Origin of the sequence: Cohnella sp. SGD-V74, assembly GCF_003001675.1 — a bacterium.
GTDB lineage: Bacteria > Bacillota > Bacilli > Paenibacillales > Paenibacillaceae > Cohnella.
Genome location: NZ_PVYW01000017.1, coordinates 188,005 through 209,626 on the forward strand (window position 1 = coordinate 188,005; position 21,622 = coordinate 209,626).

The following is a 21,622-nucleotide window of genomic DNA, read 5'->3' on the forward strand; positions in this document are numbered from 1 at the left end:
TTTGCATGCCTCAAGCGGGCCGCCGGGCTACAGATTCTTCAAGCCGCCCAAGCTTGCGCCTTGAACGAACAAGCGCTCGATGCCGCGCTCGACCGCCGGGTCGGCGACGAGAGGGGGAGCTTGGTGAGGCTTGGCGCGGGCGTCGATAATGACGTTGTCGCACGCCCAATGCTTGAACTCGTAGCCGCTGTTCACGCCGTAGATGTCATGCGACGGATTGCTGCGCGTGAACGCGGCCCACAGGAAGTTCGCCAGCGTTGCGCTCAGAAACTCGCTGTCGTCGGCGATGACGATCATCGGGCAGGAAGACAGCGGCCCTCTGTCGCGAATCGCGGCGCACAGCGCGTCAATCTCCCGCTGCGCCGCTTCATAGCTGGAGAACGCCGGTCCTTGCAGCGCGACGATACCCGGCATGACGAGCTTCGCTCCTCCGAAATCCCGCAGTTCGCGCAGTTCCTCCGGCACGTCCCGGCACAGCTCGCGCAGCTTGTCCCCGTAAGCCGCGAACACGACTTTGCTCCCGGTATTCAGCCCGGTGCCGGAGTAATCGAGCGTGTCGATCGTCGTATTCGTCTGGAAGTGAATATCCCGGCGCAAGTCGATCCGTTCCAGGATGTAGGCCAGAAATTCCTCTTCCCGATGCGTATCCAACGGTTGCCGGTCCTCCGCTGTAATGAACAAATACTTGGCCAGACTCAGCTGGCCCGTGCCGAGAATGCGGTTGGCGAGCGTGAGCAGCTCGGCCGGCCGCTTGTCCTCGCTGTAAGGCGTATAGCGTTCGCTGCCGATCGCGAACAGCAGCGGATGAACCCCTGCCGCGTCGACGGCGTGAACCTCCTGAACGCCGGGGATCTCCTGCCGGATCGCGTCGCCGGTCAGCTCATGGATCAGCTGTCCGAACGAAGTGTCCTCTTGAGGCGGACGGCCGACGACGGTGAACGGCCAGATCGCGCCCGGTTTGGCGTACACTTTGTGAACCTTCATAACGGGAAAAGGATGAGTCAGGCTATAGTAACCGAGATGATCGCCGAACGGGCCTTCGGGCTTCGTCTCGCCCGGATGGATCTCCCCCGTGATGACGAAATCGGCGTCGTTGCTAATGCAGAAGCCTTCCGAATAGCTGTAGCGGAAACGATTGCCCGCCAGCATTCCGGCCACGGTCATCTCGCTGAGTCCCTCGGGCAAAGGCATGACAGCCGCCAGCGTGTGCGCGGGAGGGCCGCCGACGAAGCAGCTGACCTTCAGCGGAACGCCCAGCTTGTTCGTCTTCGCCTGATGAATGCCGATGCCGCGATGAATCTGATAGTGGACGCCGATTTCCTTGTCGGTCTCGTACTCGTTGCCGTTCAACTGAACGCGGTACATGCCCAGGTTCGAGTTCATAATGCCCGGCTTGTCCGGATCTTCGGAATACACTTGGGGCAAAGTAACGAAAGCGCCGCCGTCCATCGGCCAGCTCTGAATGAGCGGAAGGTCGGAGATTCGCACCTCGTTGGCGGGAACGGCCAGCCCTCCGGGCGTCTTCTGCGGCAGCGCCTTCCACGCCGTAAGGCCCGCTCCGACGTGCTGGAACGGGCTCTTCAGAGCTTTCATCGGATCGTTGCGCACGACCATCACTTTCTGCACGGCTTCCCACGTATTCCGGAAAATAAACCGGCTGCGTTCGATCGTGCCGAACAGGTTGGATGCGGCCCGGAACTTCGAGCCCTTGACGTTCTCGAACAGCAATGCGGGCCCGCCCGCGTCGTATACCCGTCTGTGAATGGCGGCCATCTCCAGATAAGGATCCACCTCTTCGCGGACGCGCGCCAGATGCCCGTGCCGCTCCAGGTCCGCCAAGCATTCTTCCAAATTCCGATACATAGGAAACAATCCACCGCCCTGCATAATTTGTCGTCTGCTTCCTATTGTATCGGGATGTCCGGCTTGCCACAACTCCGCAGGCAAACCCGGTCCGGAGAAATACGGTCAGCCTGGCCCGATCCCGATCAATCGAAGCCTCGCTTGTAGAACAGCTTGATCGAGCTTCGCGCGCAGACGAGCGAGAAAACCGCGAACAGCAGCCCCCAGAAGAGAGCGGGAATGTAGGTGGCTCTGTCCAGATTGGTCGCATCTCCCGCGGCTGCCGGGTTATGAAAGGACATCGATAGAATAACCAGGGCGCTGATGACGGATTCTACGAGACAGATGAATGCGACGAGTAAATAATAGCCTTTAATGAGTCCGGGGCGGGACAGAACGACGATCAGAATCGTGAGCACCGCGAAGCCGGCGCACCACGCCGCTCCGAAGCCGTTGCGGACGAACAGCGCGAGGCCGAGCACGGCGATCGTCGCGATCACGACGAGCCCTTCCCGCTCCCGGCGCCGGGAATGAAGGAAGAAGAGCAGCAGCGCGAACAAGGCGGAGCCGAAATAGCCGGCCAGCGAAATCGGAATGGACTTCCAGTGGCCCGCGTACGCGGAGTAAGTCAGTCCGCTCTGATCGGAATACAGATGAATGTACCGGACGTCACCGGACAGAAGCAAGGTGACGAGCGCATGGCACATCTCGTGGACGAGCGTGTCCACGTTGCGGAAGAAGTCCGAGAACGGAATCCAGCGGGTTAGGAACGCCGTTATTCCGAGGAATATGGCGACTCTGAGCCAGGACTTGATCGCAATCCCCTCTTTCCTTGCCTTAATTTTCCGCTTAGCGGTTCGATTACCCGCATTATACCATAGGCGGCAAGGAACAAGACCATAAATCCGGCGGCGTAACGGTACATCTCGTCGTATCCGGCCGCGGCCGCGATCGCGCCCAGAACGAATGCCCCGGAGGCAACGCCCAGGTCGGTCGCGTTATAGAACAGGCTGTTGGCCGTTCCGTACTGCTCCGGCGCGGAAGAACGCAGCATCCATGCCTGCAGCGTCGGCTGGATCGCCCCGAAGCCCAGTCCGTACAACAGAGCCGATACGATGAGCATCGGCAGCGTCGTCGCATAGGACAGCACGGTTAAGCTGGCGATGACGCAGACGACGCCGGGAATGAGCACGGCGGCATGCCCTTTGCGGTCGAAGAGCTTGCCGGAGACAGGCCGCACGATAATGATCGTGACCGCGTTAAACAGGAAGAAGAGCCCGACCTGCTCCAGCCCGACCGACTCGCCGTACAGGGCGATAAAGCTGAGCACGCCCCCGTAAGTGACGCCGAGCAGAACGTTCAGGAACGCCGGCAGCAGCAGCTTTCGATTCATCGGCGCCTTGCCTGCGGCGCTCTTCGGCGCTTCGCGCTTATCATTCGCGGGAACCGATCGCGTTAGAAGCAGCAGCGGGAAAGCGAGCAGCAGCGTCGCCCCCGCCACCCAGGCAAGCGCGTTAAAGCCAGCCTCGCGGAACACGTTCAGCCCGATCATCGGACCGATCGACATCGCCAGGCTCGTGGACAGGCCGAAATAGCCGATCCCTTCCCCCATCCGGTCGGAAGGAATCATCTGCGAGACAAGCGTCGGGAGAATCGTGCTCGCCATGCCGAAGCCGACTCCGTAACCGACGCGCATGAGCAGCAGCGAGCCGATCGAATCGGCCAGCATGCAGATTCCGGTAACGGCGACGGCGATCGCGAGCCCGGTGTACAGCAGCGTTCCCCGGCCGAACTTGCGCATCAGCGCCGCCGTCAGAAAACGGGCCGCGATCGCGGACAGCGCGAACAGGCTCGTAACGAGACTTACGGCGAGATCGTCCGCGCCGAAATCGTTTTTGACGTAGGTCGGTAACGCGGACAGCGTCATTTGCAGGTTCAGAAACAACAAGAGAGAGCTTATCGTCAGGGCGATAAAAGCTCTCGTCCACAATTTCGTGTGCGCTTCCCGGCGTTGCATGTGTTCTCCTACTCTCTCTCTAAGATGTCTTTCATATGATGATCGATTCGGATCAGCAGCCGGATCAACGTATCGTATTCCTCTTCGCTCATGCAGCCGCGAACGTCTTCGTTCGCCGCCATCTCCAGCGGCAGCGTCTTGAGGATCAGCTCTCTTCCCTTGTCCGTGATGCCTACCTGGAACGATCGTCGATCGCGATCGCCGGTCCGTCTGTCCGCCAGCCCCTTCTGCTCCAGATGATCCAGTATTCTCGTCGTCGTGGGCCGATCCTTGCCCGTCCGCTCCGCGATTTCCTTCTGAATGAGGCCGTCCTCCAGATGGATCTGGTACAGGACCGACCACTGTTCCGGCGTAATCTCGAAGGGCTTCAGCCTGCTCTGGAACAAAGCCGACACTTTGCGATAGGACGTCCCCAGCATAAAGCCTGCCGAACGCCAGAGATCGTACGCTTTCTTATTGTTCATCCGTTATGCTCATCTCCAAATAGTTGCTACGACAATTATATTTCAGGCAACTATTATTGTAAAGAGACGAGATCGGTTTTCAGGACAGGAAAAAGGGAGCGTACTTTTCTTCCTTATAATACGTCGTGCCGGTCGTCCCGCTCTCGTCGCGGAACGATCGCTCCGTCGCCACGATCCAGCCTTTGCGGTACGCCGGGGAAGTTTCCGACGGGGCTCCGGCCGGGTGCAGCTCCCTTAGCAACTTCGTGCGGACCGTCGTCGTTCCGGCAAGAGGCTTGTCCGAGACGAGGCGGCAATGCAGCTCGTAGCCGGACATCTCGGCGAGGATGCGAATATCGGCGCTATGCGTGTTCCTGAACTTGAGATCCTTCCGCCCGTAGACGTAAGTGGCGTCCAGACCGAGGTCGATAAATCGCTCTTCCCCCCACATATCCGCGCTGTGGTTATGCTTCTCCAGAATGTCCATATTCGCCTGGAGAGCGACGTTGAAGAGCAGCGTGCTGATCAGGCAGGCGCTGCCCCCGGCGGCGTGTATCGTGCGCCCGCGAACGAACATCGGCCCCGGCATGAAGCCCATCTCTTCCGTCGCGCCCTTGAGAAATTTTCTAAGCGAGAAAATCCGCCCCGGAGGAATGACCGTCCCGTTCACGATCCGGCAGCCCAAATTCATGTTATGGAACCGGCCGTAGTTCAGATCCTGCAGCTCTTCCTTCCATTGCATGAGAATGCGGATTTCCGACAGCACGATCTCGCCGCGTTCCGCCTCCGCATCCCGGGGAAGCCGGTTTTCCGGGGACACGAATTGAAAGTACCAGCCTTTCAGCAAGCTGCGCGCGTCGTCCAGCAGCAGTCTTGTCCGAAGAAATTTGATCATAGGTTTATTGCGGATTGCCGTCATGGATTGCGGATACCCCCTCGTTCTTAAACCATTCCATACATTTGACGCAGAAAAGTGGGAAAAGTTACATTTTTTGTCGAAAAAGATGGAGTCGAGGGAATGGGGGTGAATTGAAGAGGAAGACGCGAGGGAACGCCTGCCAAACCATCGCAAACGGCCCCTGCCGGGAAGGCAGGGGCCGCTGTAACGAAACTCTATCCGATTAGTCGCGAGGCAGCTCGACGGACACTTCGCGGCCGGATTCAGCCGAACGAAGGACGCCGTCGATAATGGCTTGCTGGATCAGGATTTGCTCTCCCGGGATCGGCATCCGCGCTCACCCCTTGGCTTCCATTGCGTTCAGCAAGTCCAACTTGGCCCCTTCGCTGTGGGCATGGACGATCTGCACCAACGTATCGGCATCTTGATTTTGCAAAGCCTCGATCATCAGCCAGTGCTGCTTGACCATATCACCCAAACGCTGAGTGCCGTATCCGTACTTGTTCCTGAGCGAGCCGATCAATCCGACGTATTTTTCATAAATCTGCATGCCTTCCGGATTGTTGCTGTTTTCATAGATGGCGACATGGAACTGGCGGTCCAGCTTTACCAGCTCCTCCGCGGCGATACCCTCGCCTACCATCGCCTCCATCTGGCGGTTCAATTCCTTTAGCCGATTGAGCCCGGACAGCGTCAGATTCGGCATGCTGCGCTTGGCCAGCAGTCCTTCCACGACACCGCGTATCTCGTAGATATTGGCCAAGTATTGCGGAGTCAGGGACAGTACTCTCGCTCCCCTGTGGGGAAGCAGCTCGATAAATCCTTCTCCCTGCAAAATTTGAAAAGCTTCGCGCACCGGCATCTGGCTGACGCCGTATTTTTCGATGATTTCCGCCACGGTAATGCGCGAGCCCGCGGGAATCTCTCCGGAAAGTATGCTCTCTTTAATCCAATCCTTGACCTGGGCATACGCGGTAACCTTAGCGCTCTTGGTCACATCCATCCCTCATTTCCGGCGAATAGAACTGACAGTCATTCCCCTATTTCATATAATGCCACAGCAATTTGCTGCGGCGCCAACGCGGGAGGCATCGAAGCGAAAGTTCCCTCCAACGTCGATACCTCCGCCAGCCGGCAGCCGGGAACCTCGATCGCGGGAGCAACGGCGGCCGATGAATCGTTCCACAGCGCGACCGCAAGCAGCCCGTCCCGGCGGTAGACTTTGGCGATGATGGCCGGAGTCCGGTTCACGATGCCGTCGGTATCCTGGAACCTGCCACGGCCCAGCACATGCCAATATCTGGAGCGAAGCTCCGTCACCCGTTTCGCGTACTCGCGATAGTCCGCGTATCGATCGGCCAGAAGATCGTCCCGGTCGGCCGCGTAGCGAACTTCAAGCTCGTATCGCAGCCCGAAGACCAACGCGTAATTCGCCGTGCGCGGCTCGATATACGGGTAAGGATTGCGAATGGTCACGACCGTGTCGGGAAAACAGTACCTGAACAGCTCCGGATAATTCAACTGCTCGGCCTTCCCGTCGTCCGCCTCCGTCTCCATCCGGCCCGAAGCTCTGGAAGGCTCGGCGAACATGCCGTGCAGACAGTCCACGTAACCCGAATACAAATCCGTCACGTGTTCGGTGAAGAACGCATATTCCCGGTTTAGCTCCTTGGTGCGGGTCTGTATGCCTTCGAGCAGCTTTATTCTGCCCTGGGACATGGACAGAGACGGCTTGCCCTTCGCATGCGGATGCTCTTCGTTAAAGCACGGATACGCCGGCATGCCTCCGATCTGGTCGAACAGCACGCCGTCCGCGCCGAACGCCGCGATGAAGTCCGTCTTGTCCTTCATCAATTCCCTCCATTCCGGACAGGAAGGGCAAGAGATCGAAAAGGATTTGCTCGTAAAGCCGGCCTGAAAGGAGCTTTCATGCGACTTGTTGTAAAATTCGAAGTAGGGCGCGTTCCAGCGGCTTCTGGATTCCAGCCGATCCCCGCCGTTCTTGTAAAAGTCCGACGAAATATCGATCAGATGACCTTGCTGATACAAGGTAACCCTGCCGCCCGCAGCCTGCACAGCTTTAATATTCGACTTGAGCGCCTCGACTCCTCCTAGCGTATCGCTGGCATCCACATGCGGATACTGGTTATCATGCCCGCTGTCGTACCAGCCGAACAGTCCAAGCGTATCGCAGCCGTGCGCCTGGGCAAGCTCGTACAGCTTCGGCAGCTCGTCGTATGTCCACATCTCCGTCCCGAACTGCTGCTTGTTGATGACCAGAAAATAACCTTTCATGTCCTTCACCCATTGAGGCGTCTGCGCTTCGTACCGCCAGGCCGTCGACCATTCCGCGTATTCCCGCGCTCCGCGATGCCAGCTTCCGGTGTACAGCATCAACAAGAAGGACGGTGACGTCCAGGTTTCCCCCTGCTTGACGAACGGCATTTTGTCCACGGAAAGCGCCACTCCGCCGGAGCATCCCCTTCCTCCTCTAACCAGCAGCTCGGAGGAATAGAACTCGGAGTCCCGGCCGGACAAATACAGCGTCTGATCTCCGTCGGCCAGCGCCATCCATTGCATGCTTCCGCCGTGCGGATGGCCTCCGGGATAGTTCAAACGCAGCGTATTGGAATATCTTTCGCGCGTCTCCTTCATGTCCGCCAAATATTGGGCGACGTTCGCGATCTTCTGCCCGCATTGCTGCGGCCAAAGCAAAGCCGGCTTGCCGCCGGACAGCGAATGGATATTGCCGATATTCGGATATTCGAAATCGGTGATCAAAGCATCTTCGCGGTTGTCGATCTCCTCCCCGAAAACCAATCGATCGCGCTGCAGCTCGACCGTAAGACGGATTCCGATATCGACGGATGCGCCGCGAACGCTCAACCTGTCGGCCGCAAATTCCAGACTGTTCCCCCTTTGAGTTACCTTGTAGAGCTGATCGCCGCCGGAGACGGCGTTTTCCCAATCCTCCCCTCGCTTGAATACGAGCTTAAAGCTGGACTCGGAGGGCGAAGAGATAACGTTTCCGTAAGCTTTCTTCCCGTTGGAAAGCCAGATTAACCTTCCCAGTTCGTCGAACCTTGCGGTTAAGTGATCGTTCGTCAATTCGTACATCGTTAACGGCCTCCTAGAAGTAAGGAATTGTCTCGGGTGGGCGGATATCGGTCAGCGCGCCGTTATAATGTCTCAGATCCTTGGGCTCGTAGGGATACCGGAGCGCCGCGTCTGCGCGAAGCTCGATGCCCAATCCGGGAAGGTCCGGAATCCGCATGTACCCGTCTTCGAAAACCAGTTGCTCGTCGGTTATTTCTTGCCGCCACGGTACGTCCGTTTCCATGATTTCAAGGTAGAAAAAATTCGGCGTGCACGCGGCCAGTTGCAAAGTCGTGGCGTTCGCGATCGGGCCGCTCGGATTGTGGGGAGCAAACGGAATATAGTAGCTTTCGGCCATGGCCGCGATCTTGCGGCATTCCAGCAGCCCGCCCGCATGGCTGACGTCCGGCTGAATGAAGTCCAGCGCCCGCTTCTCCAAAGCTTCTCTGAAGGCATGTCGGGAGTACAGCCTCTCCCCTCCGGCAATCGCCACATTGGATTTCAACTTGACCTGCACCATCGCATCCAGATTGTCGGGCGGAATCGGCTCTTCGAACCATACCGGCTTGAACGGCTCGATCTCGCGAGCGATCCGAACGGCCGAAGGCACGTTAAACCTGCCGTGGCCTTCGATAAACAGATCGACATCCGGGCCGACGGCCGAACGTACCGCGTCTATGCACGTCAGCGCCTTGTCGAGCTCTTCGTTGGAGATGGTCATATACGCCATGCCGAACGGGTCCCATTTCAGCCCTTTGAACCCCCGCTTCACCGCCCGCTTTGCGGCGGCGGCGAATTGCTCCGGGCTGGAGGCGCCGGCGAACCAACCGTTGGCGTACACCTTCACCTTGTCGTGGTACTTCCCGCCCAGCAGACGATGAACAGGTACGCCGAGCGCCTTGCCGTTAATGTCCCACAGGCAAGCCTCGACCGCGCTTAACGCCGACATCAGCACCGGCCCGCCCCGCCAGTAGGCGTCGCGATACATTTGATGGTAGTGAAGCTCGATTTGCGTCGGGTCCTTCCCGATCAAATAACGCTTCAGATGCTCGATCGCGCCGACGACGGCGTGCTCCTTGTACTCCAGCGTCGCTTCTCCGACTCCGCTGATGCCTTCGTCCGTCATCACCTTTACGAAAACCCAATTCGTACGGTAGCAATATACCGTATATATCTCCACATCCGTAATTTTCACCTGGTTCCCTCGCCATCTGTAGGTTATCTATCTGTAGTAAAGCCCGCCGTTGACATCGATCGTAATTCCCGTCAAATAGCGCGCCTCCTCGCTGGCCAGAAAGACGACCGCCGCCGCAACGTCCTCTACCGAACCGAGACCGAGCGGTACGGTCCGGGACAATTCGTCCAGCCGGGACGGCCCATGCGTGCTGCGAAGCAGCTCCGTATCGATGATTCCCGGAGCTACGGCGTTTACGGTGATGCCGTGGGGCGCCGCCGTACGCGCAAGAGACTTCGTGAAGCCGAGCATGCCGCTCTTCGTCGCCGCGTAGTGAACGTGACCGAAGATCGCGCCCTGATGCGCCACTACCGAGCTGATCTGAACGATGCGACCGGACGATTGGCGAACCATTCTTTCCATCGCCTGCTTCGAGCAGAGAAAGCAGCTCGTCAAATTCGTATCGATCACGTGCCGCCAACTGTCGATCTCCGTTTCCAGAATCGATTCCGGCCTGGACGTGCCCGCGTTGTTGACGAGAATATCCAGCCGGCCGAAGCGTCGGTCGATTTGCTCGAACAGGCCCGCAACCTCCCTCTCCGACGTCACGTCGGCTTGAAAGAATGCCGCCTCTCTCCCCAAATCCTGGATCTGGCGAATCGTAGATTCCGGGTCGTCCTCGGCCGTATATGAGTTGAGGACGACATTCGCGCCCGCCCGGGCCAGTCCCAAGGCGATTCCCTTGCCTATGCCTTTGCTGGAGCCGGTCACAAGTGCCGTTTTTCCGTTAAGCTCGAACATGCTTTATCCTCCTCGGCGAGGCTTCTTCCCGCGCGTTCCGCTGCCAGGGCCGGAGCGCGGCCGAGGCCGGCGGTATGGCTCGCCGGCTTCGGCTTTCTTCGCCAACGGCAACGTAGGCCGCGGGTCCTTCCAAGCGCCTTTACTGTCTGGCCGCCTGCTCTTCCTGATAGATTTTTGTCGCTTGCTCGATCCATTCACTGCCGCCTTCGGCCAAATATTTCTGCTTAAAGCTCTCGTACATCTGGTCGATATCTCCTGTCGACATCATGGCCTTCGTTCTGAACTCCTTCTCCATGTCGTCCAGAATCGTGCCCTTGTCGATCTGAACCTGCGGCAGAGCGAACAGCCTGACTTCGTCGATTAGGTTGTCGGCGGCAATCTGCCTGCCCTGCTTGGTCGCGTCGTTGAACAACGATTCTCTCATGCCGTCTTTTTTGTTCAGCAGCACGGAATAGACGTATCCGCCGGAGTCGCGAAGCTTAACCGCATCCTCGTAAGGCGGTATCCACTCGAAGCTGCCGTCCTTGTACTGGTATTGAATCCCCTCTACCCCTGCCCAAGTCAGCGCGTCTCCCTCGTCGCTGACAAGGAAGTTCAGCAGCTTCATCGCCGCTTCGGGGTCTTTGGCCTTGCTGGAGATGACCGTATATTTGGGGCTGTTGGCCAGATTCGGATCGAGGTATCCGCCATGACCGTCCGGTCCTTTAATAAGCGTATAGACGAACTCCGGCGCGGGCTGCTCTACGTAACGGCTGAGCCAGTTTTGCGTAATGCCGTCCGCATTGAAATTGTAGGCCCCGACCTTGCCGTTCCAGAGCTTCTGGAACGATTGCAGGGACGGAATCGTCGAAAACTCCGTATCTACCAGTCCCTCTTGGTACAGCTTGTTCAAATACTTGACCGCGTCCAGGTACCCGGGAGCCAGCATCCAGGGCGTGACTTTACCGTCCGTCATCACCTGTCTGCCCATCGGAACGTTGTACGCTCCGAAAATGTGCACCCAGGTTTGCATAGCTTGAATGGCCAGGCCCACTCCGATCGTGTCCTTCTGCCCATTGCCGTCCGGATCGTCGTTGACGAATGCTTTGAGCGCTGTCCCATACTCGTCAAGCGTGGTCGGCACGGGCAAATTCAGCTTATCGAGCCAGTCCTTTCGAATCGCCAAGGAGTTGCCGCTGGCAAAGCCTTCCGGAATCCCGTAGATTTGCCCGTCGACGTAAGCGCCGCCCTTCAGATCGTCGCCTCTGTTCGCCGTGATGTTGGAGCCGTGCTTCTCGAGCAGTTCATTCAAAGGAAGGATCGCTTTGTTGTCGATTAGTTCCTTGATCTTCGTGTCGTTAACGACGAAAATGTCCGGCGCATCGTTGGAAACGAGCAGCGTGTTCAGTCTCTTCTCGTAATCGTCGACGGAGACGGTTTGCACCTGAAGATTGATCCCCGATTGTTTGCGGATTTCCTGAATGACCGGATTGTCCTCGGGAAAATCGGTCGCCTTGTTCATCAATGCCGTCACTACCGGAGCATCCTTCGGACTTTCGCTTGAATTCCCTTTGTTCGCGGCCGGCTCGTTCTTCGCGCACGCAGCCATAAGCAGCGCAACGATCAACCATACAACGATACCGCGAGTTGCCGTTCCGGATTTCATTCCTGTGAACATATAACCCCTCCTCAATCGTCTCGTAAGCGGATTTTTTCAACTGCCGTTTGCAATCGGACTTACCCTTTCACCGAGCCGATAAGCACCCCCTTGACGAAGTACTTCTGCAGGAACGGATAGATCAGCAGCATCGGCAGCATCGTTGCGATGATGGTCGCCATCTTGACCGATTCCTCCGAAATGTTGGCGATCGTCATCGAATCGTTCATGGAACGGGTGGACTCCGTCGCGCTGAAGCTCATCATCGATCTCAGGAAAATCGTCAGGATCTGCTTATCCTGAGAGTGAAGATAGAGCACGGCGTCAAAATACGAATTCCAGTGCCATACGCCGTAGAACAGCGAGATCGCCGCGATCACCGGCATCGAAACCGGCAAAATGATGGAAAACAACGTGCGCAGCGGCGTGGCGCCGTCCATGTTGGCCGACTCCTCCAGCTCCGGCGGGAGACCTTGAAAGTAATTTTTCATAATGAAGAAGTTCCATGCGCTGATTGCCGACGGGACGATTAGCGCCCACAGGGAATCCACGAGTCCCAGATTGTTGACCAGCAGGTAAGTCGGAATCATGCCGCCGTTAAAGAGCATCGTAAAGAAAATCAGCAGCGTAATCGGCGTTCTCCCCATAAATCTGCGAATCGACAAGGGGTACGCCAGCATGGCCGTCAGCGTTACGTTGATTAACGTCCCGACGAACAGCCGGAACAAAGAGTTGGAATACGCATGGAAGATGGAGGAATTGCGAAACAGCATTTCATAGGAATCGAACGCAAAGCCGCGCGGCAGCAGGAACAGTCCTCCCCCCATCGCCAGCTTCGGATCGCTGACGGAGTACATCAGAACGTGCCAAAACGGGTACAGCGTAGCAGCCGTGATCAGACTCAGAAGAAAATACAGCAATCCGAGCCCCCAACCGACAGGTTGTCTCTTTCTCACCTCTTGTTCCCCCTCTCAAATAAAGCCGCTGTCCCTATCAATCTTTTTCGCCGTATAGTTGGTGAGCAGCACGAGCGTCAGCCCCACCAACGACTTGAATAAACCCGAAGCCGTCGCCAGATCGTACTTCGCGTTCTCGAACGCCAACTTGAACAAATACGTATCCAAAATTTCTCCGACCTCGTAGACGGCCGGGTTATACAGCGCGTATACCTGCTCCAATCCTACGTTCAGAAAATTGCCAACATGGAAAATCAGCAGAATGACGATTGTCGTCCGCAGCCCCGGCAGCGTAATATGCCAGAGCTGACGCCATTTGCTCGCTCCGTCCACCTTGGCCGCTTCGTAGAGGGAAGGGTCGATCGTGACGATCGTGGCCAAATAGAGGATCGTTCCGAACCCCGCTTCCTTCCAGATGCTCGAGGCGATCAAAATGCTTCGGAAATATTCGACGCTGCCCATCAGATTGATCACCGCTCCGTCATGGCCGAACCATTCGGCCGCTTCCCTGACGATGCCGGTTGTCGGCGACAGAATAGCGTACAGAATGCCGCCGATGACGATCCAGGAAACGAAGTGAGGCAAATAAATGACGGTTTGCACGAATTTCTTGAACGGAGCATGCAACACTTCATTAATCAGAATGGCCAGAATGATCGGTGCGGGAAAGACGAAAATCAACTGATAGAATCCGATGATTACCGTATTAAGCAGTGCCCTTCTGAACCCGGACATCTCGAACAAGGTCTGAAAGTTGGCGAATCCGATCCAATCGCTGGCGAAAATTCCCTGATAAATGTTGTAGTCCTTAAACGCGACAACCAACCCGTACATCGGTCCGTAATGAAAGACGAGAAAAAACAGAATGCCCGGCAAGGCCATCAAATAAAGCAGCTTATCCTTCCGAATCGCGGCGAGCCTCTGCAGCCAAGCGGACTCCTCGCGACGCTTCAGTGTTCCGGTCGAACCCTTCAATCCGGCTCCCCCTTTCAACTTTGCTGTTACTGGACTCCGTTGACGCTTAGCCCCAAGGATCGAGTGGTCGGAAGCGGAGAGGCGATCTTATAAGGCTCCACCAGCCATAGCGTGAATCCGTAAGGCTCCAGCACGCTCCGGATGTCGATTCCCTGCTCCGTCCCCTTCACCCATTCGTTCCAACGATCGGTCAGCCCCAGCTCGATGCAGGCCGGTCCGGTCAGCCGGTTGTTGTTCAGTGCGTCGACCCGATATTCCGTAATCGTCACGTGGTCCAGGCGGATATGGCGCAGCATCAGATCTACTGCGGCAGGCTTATCGGTCGGATTCGTCGCCAGCAGAGCATACCCGGTTTCATCCCCCGTAGCCGCAATCTGGTGCTGATGCTCCCCCTGCATCTCCAGCTCGTTCTTCTTCAACATGCTCAGCATGCGCATTGCGTTGCCGTTGGGCGTGGAGGCGTATTGCCCATTCTCCAGCAGCAAGTATTGGGTGAACGACATCTGATAGGACGGGTTGTGGAACGTGCACCAAGGAAAAATATGCATGCCCGGCAGTTGAGCGGACAGGATCATCGCCGACAAGACCCCGGACGCGTTTCTTAGACTGTCCGTCCATATTCCCGTTGTCTGTGTGAAACCGTATTCATCGACGAAAATCGGAAGCTCCGGCAGACCTAGTTCCTTGATCCACGCACGGTGCATCTCGTAAAACACCTTTAACCGCCTCGGATGTCCGTTGTAATCGTGCATGGAATAATAATCGATTTGCCGTTTCTCGTCGCGGTCGTTGGCCAATTGCTGCAAAAACTCGCGCCACAGATGAGGCCGGTCCATGACGGCGTTGATGGCCGAGCCGCCGATCAGCAGCGGAACGGCATAAGAATGGCGTTCGTTCAGTCTCCTTACCGCCCGGTAGGCGCATGCGTACAGCTTGTAATAGTGCTCCGTATCGATTCCGCCAAAGCAGTCGTAGTCGCTCTCATTGCAGGGCTCGATATAGCGAATGTTGGGATACAGGTTTTTGTAGTATTCGATCACTTTCTCGACGACCTCTTCATATTTGTCCAACGACACGATTCCGCGCTGCGTTTCTTTCTCGTATCTGCGCAGATTGAGCAAAATCTCGTCGCTTGTCTCGCTGTGGGCAGACAAATAGTCCCGCACGTTCACCTCGGACGGCACCGTGGAACCCCAATCGTACTCATGGTGCAGCGAATCGTCCTGATAGCGGTTAACGCCGATTCGATAATTCCAGAAATACTCGTCTGTGCGGTAGTCCCACACCTCGTCGAGAGTTACCCAGCACCGCATAATCCGCGGGCGTCCGTGCCTCTCCGCCCAAAATGCCGGAAAATCGGCAGGCGGCGTGTAGCGCAGGGTCGAGTTTTGATACCGCTCCATACGCGGCCACTCTCTTAACGTCTTCGATGCGTCGATTTGTACTTTAGCCATGATCATTCTCCTTCTCGGGAAACGGAGGTCCAGAACCGCACGCTTTCCCCTTTTTTTAATCGAATATAGCCGTCCGGACTGTTCAGCCCGTTGACCGGGCCGCTTTGCGGTTCGACGCACAGGAAGCCCTTTCCGCCTCCGCCGTTGAACAGCACCCACTGCGTAAAATTGTTCGACATGCAGTAGCTGAAGTCCCCGATTCTCGCCTGCTGCCCGATCGCCGTGTAGAATCCGGAGATCGGCTCGCCGCCTGTTCTGCATCCTTGCCGATATTCCCGTTCCCTTGCGTTAAGCTCCAGCAAAACTCCCGTCGGCAAATGCCGGCCGTCGGTTTCCCACCGCCGCCCGATCGGAACACAGAACGTCGCCGGCTCGACAAAGGCGGTATGAATGCCCAACATGACGGGCATATCAGAATCCGCCGTATTCGCGATGACAATCTCCTGCCGAAAACCTCTTCCGTCCAGCGAAACGGCGACCGTCATTCGGAAAGCAAACGGGTAGCGTTCCCCTCGGTTTTCATACTCGCACACCGCCTTGTTCCCGCTTGCGCACACGACCCTGAACGGAGCGTCCGCCATAAAGCCGTGAATGTGATTGCCGTGCTGCAGCTCGTTCTGTTGCAGCCGGTAAGTCCTACCGTCGAAAGCAAACGCTCCATTCTCGACCCGGTTGGGCGGGACAAGCAAGGGCATGCCGTAAAGATGCGGCGCCTCTCTAAGCTCGCGCGCATGGGTCGGACAGCGCAAAATGTCCTGCTCCTTGTAGCGCAGTCGAACGGTATTGGCGCCGAAGCCTGGCCACATCGTCGCTCTCCAGTGCCCTGCTGCCAGGTGCAGGCTGTTTCCCAGCGTCATCGCCCGCCCCCGCGGCTGAGCGCGCTTCTCCCCGATCAGCCTTTGAACGCATACGTCCTCATCCCCTTGACTTGGGTTCTAATGCGAAATAAACCGCCGGACAGAGGATACTGTCCCAGCGTCCGTTCGTCCAGCCGGATTCTGGCGGTCGTGACGTAGAGATCCCGTCCGTCCGGTCCGCCGAATGCGCAGGAGGTGACTCGCGGGGCCGGCACGGGAATCGACTCCAGCATGTCCCCCGTCCGGGGATTCCATCTCGACACTTGGCCGCCGTCCCAATGCGCGATCCACAGCATCCCCTCTTCGTCCGTCGTCATCCCGTCGGGTATGCCCTGCCCTTCGCGGAACCGAACGACGGAACGCGGGCGATTGATGCTCCCCGAAACCGGATCGTAATCGAATTCGGTCACTTCCTTCGTCGGAGAATCGATCCAGTACATGCTCCTGTGATCCGGACTCCATCCCAGGCCGTTGGATACGCTTACGCCCGTCTTCACGGGCTCGAGAGGACCGTCCGCATTCAGACGATACAACGCGCCCGCTCCCTTCTCTCCGCCCATGTTCAGCGTACCTGCCCACAGACGTCCCGCCGGATCGCATTTCCCGTCGTTAAAGCGGTTGTCGGACCGTTCCTCCAGCTTCGCACGGCGCTGGAGACGGCAGGTCCGCAAATCCAGTTCATAGATGCCGTCCTGCAGCGCTACGATGACGCTTTCGGGCGATCTTGGCGCTACCGTTCCGATCTGCTGCTCCAGTTGAATGGTTCTATTCAGCCCCGTGCCGGGATCGAAGAAGTGCAGCTTCTTCTCCGGAATGTCCACCCACCACAAGCCGTTTAATGCATCATCCCAGCATGGCCCTTCGCCGAGAGTCGCCTGTGCATCCAATACCAGTTCCAGCTTCGCTCGCCCCCAATATAATATACAATAATATAAATTATATTATTTTATTTAGAATTATATACAATTTGAATTTTGATGTCAACGCTTTCTTTCTTGTGATCTTCTTGGGTACTATGCCTTTGTTCGGCGCAACAAAAACACCCCCTGCCGGAAAAGAAGCAGGGGGGTGTTGAGATGAAAATGGCAGATTCGATTTAGTCGCGAGGCAGCTCGACGGACACTTCGCGGCCGGATTCGGCCGAACGAAGGACGCCGTCGATGATCGCCTGCTGAATCAAGATTTGCTCGCCCGGAATCGGAGCCGGACGGCCGTCCCGTACCGCTTCGGCGAAATCGCGAACCTTCTCGTCGAACAGGTTCAGCTTATGCTCGATGAGCGGAATCGGCGTCTGCGTATGAGCGCCGTATTCGTCGTGGTACAGCGTAATCGAGCCGACCGAGCCGTCCCATACGCCCGACCACGGACCGGTGCCCGCCGACGTAACCTTGAGGCCCGCGTCGGTGCCGAGGAACATCGTCGCGCCGAGCGTGTCCATGTGCATCGCCCAGGAGATTTTGAACTGCAGCACAAGATCGTTCTCGAAACGCACCATCGCCACGCCGAAATCTTCCACCTCGAATTTGGAAGCCTCCGGATGATAGAGCGGATTGCGGCCGAAATGATTCGAAGTGAACGCGGAAACGGTCAACGGACGAGGATAGCCCATCGTGTTCAGAGCCATATCCAGCGAGTAGCAGCCGATATCGGCCATCGCGCCGGCGCCGGCCAGCTTCTTGCTGATGAACGTGCCGCCCGGCATCCCGCGGCGGCGGCCACCGCCCGTCTCGGCATAATACACGTTGCCCAGACGTCCGGATTGCACGATATCCTGCAGCAGCTTCATGTTCGGATCGTAGCGGGGCTGGAATCCGATTGTCAGCATATTGCCCGTGTCGCGGGCAACTTGCGTCATCTCCAACGCCTCCGCCAGAGTGACGGACATCGGTTTCTCCAGCAGCACCTGCTTGCCCGCCTTAAGCGAATCGACCGCCGTCCGATGATGCGAGACGTTCGGCGTGCAGATGCTGACGCCGTCCAACTCTTGCTCCAGCAGCTTCTCATGGCCGTCGTAAGCCGCCGCTCCGTCCAATTGCAGCGCCTCTACGAATTCCGCCGCCTTGCCGGGAATAACGTCGGCAACCGCGACGATCTCCACGAACGGCAGCTTGCGGTAAGCCGCTACGTGGGCTCTGGCGATTCCGCCGCTTCCGATAATGCCAATGCGTAAATGTTTGCTCATATGCTCGCTTCCTTCTCTCATTTGGATTGGAACGCCGCAGCAGGCTCTCCGGCATGCATTTTGCGGTAAGCGCTCGGCGTCACTTCGTATTTGCCCTTGAACACCGGATACAGATAGTTCGGATTGGCATAGCCGTGAGCGATGGCAATCTCCTCGATCGCCTTGTCCGTGAGGAGCAAATCCGAACAGATCGCCGTCAGCCGCGTATGCTCCAAGTAATCGCGGAACGTCGTGCGCCCCTCGCTGCGGAAAATGCGCTGAAGCTGCCGCGGACTAATTCCGATCGCTTCCGCGACCTGCTCCAGGGAGAGCGGCATGCTCTCGTTGTCCTGAATGTACTGCGTGGCCAACTGATACCTGTGGAAGCTCATGTCCCGCTCCGGAATTCCCGTTCTGCCGTCCGCCCCGTCGAGCACGCGAACGGTACGCAGCAAAATCTGCACGATCGCCTGCTTCAGCAGCGTGTAAAATCCGATCGGCTGCTCCTCCAAAATCCGGTAAGCCTCCAGGAAGCCGCTCATCGCATGAAACCGGTCGACGACCGGACCGATCGGCAGACGGTCCAGCGCGGCGATGCACTCGCTCGCCTCCGCCGCCTCCAGCTCGTCGCCCCAGCCGCTCGGTTCGGCATCCGATTCCAGCGGCACGATGTCCAGGTGAAGACAGAGCTCGTACATCGGATCTTCCGGGTCCGACTCCTGATAATGCACCAGATCCGGACCGGTCAAATAAAACATCCCCTCGTGAAGATCGTAAGCCTGATCGACGAGGATGACCTTGCCCTTGCCTTTCGGAATATAGTGAAACTCGTATTCCGAGTGTTTATGGAAGTTAATGATATGACCCGGCGGAAAAGAGGCCAGATGACAGCGCAGCACGCGAATGCCGTATCCGCCCCAACGAAATTGCAGTTCCAGCCGGTCCAGCGCGTCCTGCCTCTCCGCCATCCGGGCGTACGGGAAGGGACTCGCGCTTCCGGCCGCTTTGCGGTCCGCCGGCTTCTTCCCCGTCGTCGACTCGCGATGATCCGCCTGCATGCTCCATCCCTCTTTTCCTCCGGTAGTCCGTTATTCCGCCAGCTCGTCGATCCGGATCGGACGGCCTTCCGCAACCGACCGCGTCGAAGCTTCCATCAGCTTGGTCAGATCGACAGCCGCCGCGATATTTTCCGTCGCTTCCGTGCCCTTCTCGATATGATCCACCCACTGGCTGAATGCGTAAGGCAACCTGCCGTCCAGCTCCAGCTTCTCCCATTGCCCGCTTCCACCGTTGTAGCGAACGACCGGAACCTCCTCCGGGAAACCGAACAGCAGCGTGCCTTCGGTTCCGTGAAGCTCGATGGAGAACGGCGAGTGGCTGTTCACGAAGCCCGCTTCGACGATGCCGATCGCGCCCTCTGCATAGCGCAGCACGGAGACCGCGTTATCCTCGACTTCCTTGCCCGTCACGTAGCCGAAGTTCGCGCTTACGCTCTCGGGCATGCCCAGAAAGCGCCGAACGAGATACATCGGGTGGCAACCCAGATCGATAAGAGCGCCTCCGCCGCACTGCTCCTTCGAGTAGAAATGGTCCGGCAGCCAGTTCGCGGTCGCGCCGTTATGCGACAGCCTTACCCGCGCCAGCGTCAGCTTGCCGAGCTTGCCGCTCTGCACTACGCGGTCGATCGTCTGCGTATAGCCGTCGTAGAGGCGCGGCAGGGAAACCGTCAGCTTAACTCCCGCTTCCCCGACCGCGGAAAGGATTTCGGATACTTCCTTCGCCGTAGGGGCGATAACCTTTTCCGTAAAAATGTGCTTGCCGGCTTTCGCCGCCTTCACCATCACATCGCGATGAATATTCGTAGGCGCGTCCACGATGACCGCGTCGATGCCGTCCTGGGCCAGCATCTCGTCGAGCGACGCGTAATACGGCACTCCGTACTGCGCGGCTTTGGCTTGTCCGCGTTCCGGCTCTTCGTCCCAGATCGCGGCCAGCTCCGTCTCGGGATGCTCCAGCGCCTGCTTCGTATAATCGTCCGCATGAACGTGCCAATAACTGATTTTACCGATCCGAATCATAGTAAGCCTCCTTGGCTGTTGACTTAAAATATACGACAACAATGACAGATTACACAACTTTTATCGCCATTATAATTAGTTTTCGTGCCATTTAAACTATAAAATTGCGACATAGTTTCTCGATGCAGGTTGGATTCAATTCCCGAAAGCCGCTGAGGCCACGACGGAGATCGGCAGCAACGCGCACACGAAAAGTCGTACATCGGTGCTTAAGAGGGGGCTTATCAAACCAACAGCGGGGCCTGTCGAAGATGGCCTCCATCGTCAAGCTGATCGGGAAGCTGGCACGCATCGTGATTGGCATGGTGCAACGGGGAGAAACGTACCGTAGTCCGTTGCCGCAGCCGTCTGCCGCCTGAGTGACAAGGCTTTAGGGGAAGGAACGTACCTGTCGCCGCAGTAGGATCTGCCGCTGTTGTGACGCGTAACAGCCCGTTCACCCCGCCGTTTACGAATGCTGAACCATTTGCAGGATTCATCGACAAAGAACGCACAGAGAACCGAGTTTGACAACAGCTAGGGCAATGACCCGTCCCCCAAACACGATCGGTCTCCACGCCTTGGTCAGGTACAACGAAGGAATGCAAGGGCGATGACCCGTTGAGACATGGGAGGGTGAACCGCCAAGGAACAAGTGGAGCGTGCAGGAGAGCACCAAGCGAAAGTACGGCATGACGTACCTTCTGTTCCCGCATACCCGAACACGTCAAGACGGTCCATCGCTCGCGCGTTCCTCCACCGCATCTGACATCAACATCGATGAAATCCTGCGAATGGCTGAGCATTCGTGAGAAAAACCCTTAAATACGAGGGATGTTGTCAGGATAAGCAATTATAGCCCCCAACTGCCCCTAGATATGTACTGCCAAGGCACTTTATTGGCCTTCGTGAGACCGGGGCCGACGCTCCGAGGCACTTTATTGGCCTTGACACTTTCCTCTCACTCCCGGACACCCACTGCCAAGGCACTTTATTGGCCTTCGCGGAACTGGCGCCGACGCTCCGAGGCACTTTATTGGCCTTGGGGCCTCTCCGCCGGTGCCGAGCGTATGTCGCCAAGGCACCTTGTTGGCCTTGGGCATCCCGACGCTTAATCAAACAACATTGGCCCTCACCCACATTCACCGCTCGCTCTAAGCGTAAGCGTCAAACCCTACCCACCTTCGTTCTTTGCAGCAACCATGAGATAATCCTCCTCAGAATCAATTCGGGGGAGGATATTTTATGGCCAGAG

The 21,622-nt window shown here is 57.5% G+C and carries 18 protein-coding genes; all 18 read right to left on the reverse strand.

What is annotated here, in order from left to right; genetic code table 11:
* Window positions 1–27: 27 nt before the first annotated feature.
* Window positions 28–1,863 (reverse strand): UbiD family decarboxylase, encoded by a 1,836-nt coding sequence (locus tag B0G52_RS24225; RefSeq protein ID WP_094048085.1) that lies wholly within the window; start codon window positions 1,861–1,863, stop codon window positions 28–30.
* 125 nt (window positions 1,864–1,988) lie between these two features.
* Entirely contained in the window at window positions 1,989–2,570 is a 582-nt protein-coding gene (locus tag B0G52_RS24230) for a M50 family metallopeptidase (RefSeq protein WP_233162996.1), read from the reverse strand.
* A 47-nt stretch (window positions 2,571–2,617) separates the two neighbouring features.
* Window positions 2,618–3,859 (reverse strand): MFS transporter, encoded by a 1,242-nt coding sequence (locus tag B0G52_RS24235; RefSeq protein ID WP_094048026.1) that lies wholly within the window; start codon window positions 3,857–3,859, stop codon window positions 2,618–2,620.
* Between the two features lie 8 nt (window positions 3,860–3,867).
* Window positions 3,868–4,323, reverse strand: a complete 456-nt coding sequence (locus B0G52_RS24240) for a MarR family winged helix-turn-helix transcriptional regulator (protein ID WP_094048028.1) — start codon at window positions 4,321–4,323, stop codon at window positions 3,868–3,870.
* A 79-nt stretch (window positions 4,324–4,402) separates the two neighbouring features.
* Entirely contained in the window at window positions 4,403–5,221 is an 819-nt protein-coding gene (locus tag B0G52_RS24245; RefSeq protein WP_094048030.1) for a VanW family protein, read from the reverse strand.
* A gap of 316 nt (window positions 5,222–5,537) precedes the next feature.
* Complete coding sequence (locus B0G52_RS24250) at window positions 5,538–6,197, reverse strand: GntR family transcriptional regulator (protein ID WP_158223846.1); 660 nt, start codon at window positions 6,195–6,197, stop codon at window positions 5,538–5,540.
* A gap of 35 nt (window positions 6,198–6,232) precedes the next feature.
* Window positions 6,233–8,317 carry a DUF6259 domain-containing protein gene (locus tag B0G52_RS24255; RefSeq protein WP_094048034.1) on the reverse strand — a complete coding sequence of 695 codons (2,085 nt, stop codon included), beginning with the start codon at window positions 8,315–8,317 and terminating at the stop codon, window positions 6,233–6,235.
* A 13-nt stretch (window positions 8,318–8,330) separates the two neighbouring features.
* Entirely contained in the window at window positions 8,331–9,491 is a 1,161-nt protein-coding gene (dgoD, locus tag B0G52_RS24260) for a galactonate dehydratase (protein ID WP_094048036.1), read from the reverse strand.
* Between the two features lie 27 nt (window positions 9,492–9,518).
* A complete protein-coding gene (locus tag B0G52_RS24265; RefSeq protein ID WP_094048038.1) occupies window positions 9,519–10,271 on the reverse strand; it encodes an SDR family NAD(P)-dependent oxidoreductase in 753 nt (250 codons plus the stop codon).
* 139 nt (window positions 10,272–10,410) lie between these two features.
* Window positions 10,411–11,928 (reverse strand): extracellular solute-binding protein, encoded by a 1,518-nt coding sequence (locus tag B0G52_RS24270; protein WP_094048040.1) that lies wholly within the window; start codon window positions 11,926–11,928, stop codon window positions 10,411–10,413.
* 59 nt (window positions 11,929–11,987) lie between these two features.
* Window positions 11,988–12,863 carry a carbohydrate ABC transporter permease gene (locus tag B0G52_RS24275; RefSeq protein ID WP_094048042.1) on the reverse strand — a complete coding sequence of 292 codons (876 nt, stop codon included), beginning with the start codon at window positions 12,861–12,863 and terminating at the stop codon, window positions 11,988–11,990.
* A 15-nt stretch (window positions 12,864–12,878) separates the two neighbouring features.
* Window positions 12,879–13,838 carry an ABC transporter permease gene (locus B0G52_RS24280; protein ID WP_233162998.1) on the reverse strand — a complete coding sequence of 320 codons (960 nt, stop codon included), beginning with the start codon at window positions 13,836–13,838 and terminating at the stop codon, window positions 12,879–12,881.
* Between the two features lie 26 nt (window positions 13,839–13,864).
* A complete protein-coding gene (locus tag B0G52_RS24285) occupies window positions 13,865–15,292 on the reverse strand; it encodes a hypothetical protein (RefSeq protein WP_094048044.1) in 1,428 nt (475 codons plus the stop codon).
* Window positions 15,293–15,294: 2 nt separating this feature from the next.
* Window positions 15,295–16,149, reverse strand: a complete 855-nt coding sequence (locus B0G52_RS24290; protein ID WP_094048046.1) for an aldose 1-epimerase — start codon at window positions 16,147–16,149, stop codon at window positions 15,295–15,297.
* A 35-nt stretch (window positions 16,150–16,184) separates the two neighbouring features.
* Complete coding sequence (locus B0G52_RS24295; protein WP_094048048.1) at window positions 16,185–17,042, reverse strand: SMP-30/gluconolactonase/LRE family protein; 858 nt, start codon at window positions 17,040–17,042, stop codon at window positions 16,185–16,187.
* Between the two features lie 203 nt (window positions 17,043–17,245).
* Window positions 17,246–18,331, reverse strand: coding sequence for a Gfo/Idh/MocA family protein (locus tag B0G52_RS24300; protein WP_094048050.1), 1,086 nt, complete (start codon window positions 18,329–18,331; stop codon window positions 17,246–17,248).
* Window positions 18,332–18,348: 17 nt separating this feature from the next.
* Window positions 18,349–19,368, reverse strand: coding sequence for an AraC family transcriptional regulator (locus tag B0G52_RS24305; protein ID WP_094048052.1), 1,020 nt, complete (start codon window positions 19,366–19,368; stop codon window positions 18,349–18,351).
* Window positions 19,369–19,398: 30 nt separating this feature from the next.
* Complete coding sequence (locus tag B0G52_RS24310) at window positions 19,399–20,388, reverse strand: Gfo/Idh/MocA family protein (RefSeq protein WP_094048054.1); 990 nt, start codon at window positions 20,386–20,388, stop codon at window positions 19,399–19,401.
* Window positions 20,389–21,622: the final 1,234 nt, after the last annotated feature.

Bases quoted from the DNA above. Each gene is read 5' to 3' on its own strand.
- B0G52_RS24225 (WP_094048085.1), bottom strand. From the start codon at position 1,863: ATGTATCGGAATTTGGAAGAATGCTTGGCGGACCTGGAGCGGCACGGG.
- B0G52_RS24235 (WP_094048026.1), bottom strand. From the start codon at position 3,859: ATGCAACGCCGGGAAGCGCACACGAAATTGTGGACGAGAGCTTTTATC.
- B0G52_RS24240 (WP_094048028.1), bottom strand. From the start codon at position 4,323: ATGAACAATAAGAAAGCGTACGATCTCTGGCGTTCGGCAGGCTTTATG.
- B0G52_RS24245 (WP_094048030.1), bottom strand. From the start codon at position 5,221: ATGACGGCAATCCGCAATAAACCTATGATCAAATTTCTTCGGACAAGA.
- B0G52_RS24255 (WP_094048034.1), bottom strand. From the start codon at position 8,317: ATGTACGAATTGACGAACGATCACTTAACCGCAAGGTTCGACGAACTG.
- B0G52_RS24265 (WP_094048038.1), bottom strand. From the start codon at position 10,271: ATGTTCGAGCTTAACGGAAAAACGGCACTTGTGACCGGCTCCAGCAAA.
- B0G52_RS24270 (WP_094048040.1), bottom strand. From the start codon at position 11,928: ATGTTCACAGGAATGAAATCCGGAACGGCAACTCGCGGTATCGTTGTA.
- B0G52_RS24285 (WP_094048044.1), bottom strand. From the start codon at position 15,292: ATGGCTAAAGTACAAATCGACGCATCGAAGACGTTAAGAGAGTGGCCG.
- B0G52_RS24290 (WP_094048046.1), bottom strand. From the start codon at position 16,149: ATGACGCTGGGAAACAGCCTGCACCTGGCAGCAGGGCACTGGAGAGCG.
- B0G52_RS24300 (WP_094048050.1), bottom strand. From the start codon at position 18,331: ATGAGCAAACATTTACGCATTGGCATTATCGGAAGCGGCGGAATCGCC.
- B0G52_RS24305 (WP_094048052.1), bottom strand. From the start codon at position 19,368: ATGCAGGCGGATCATCGCGAGTCGACGACGGGGAAGAAGCCGGCGGAC.
- B0G52_RS24310 (WP_094048054.1), bottom strand. From the start codon at position 20,388: ATGATTCGGATCGGTAAAATCAGTTATTGGCACGTTCATGCGGACGAT.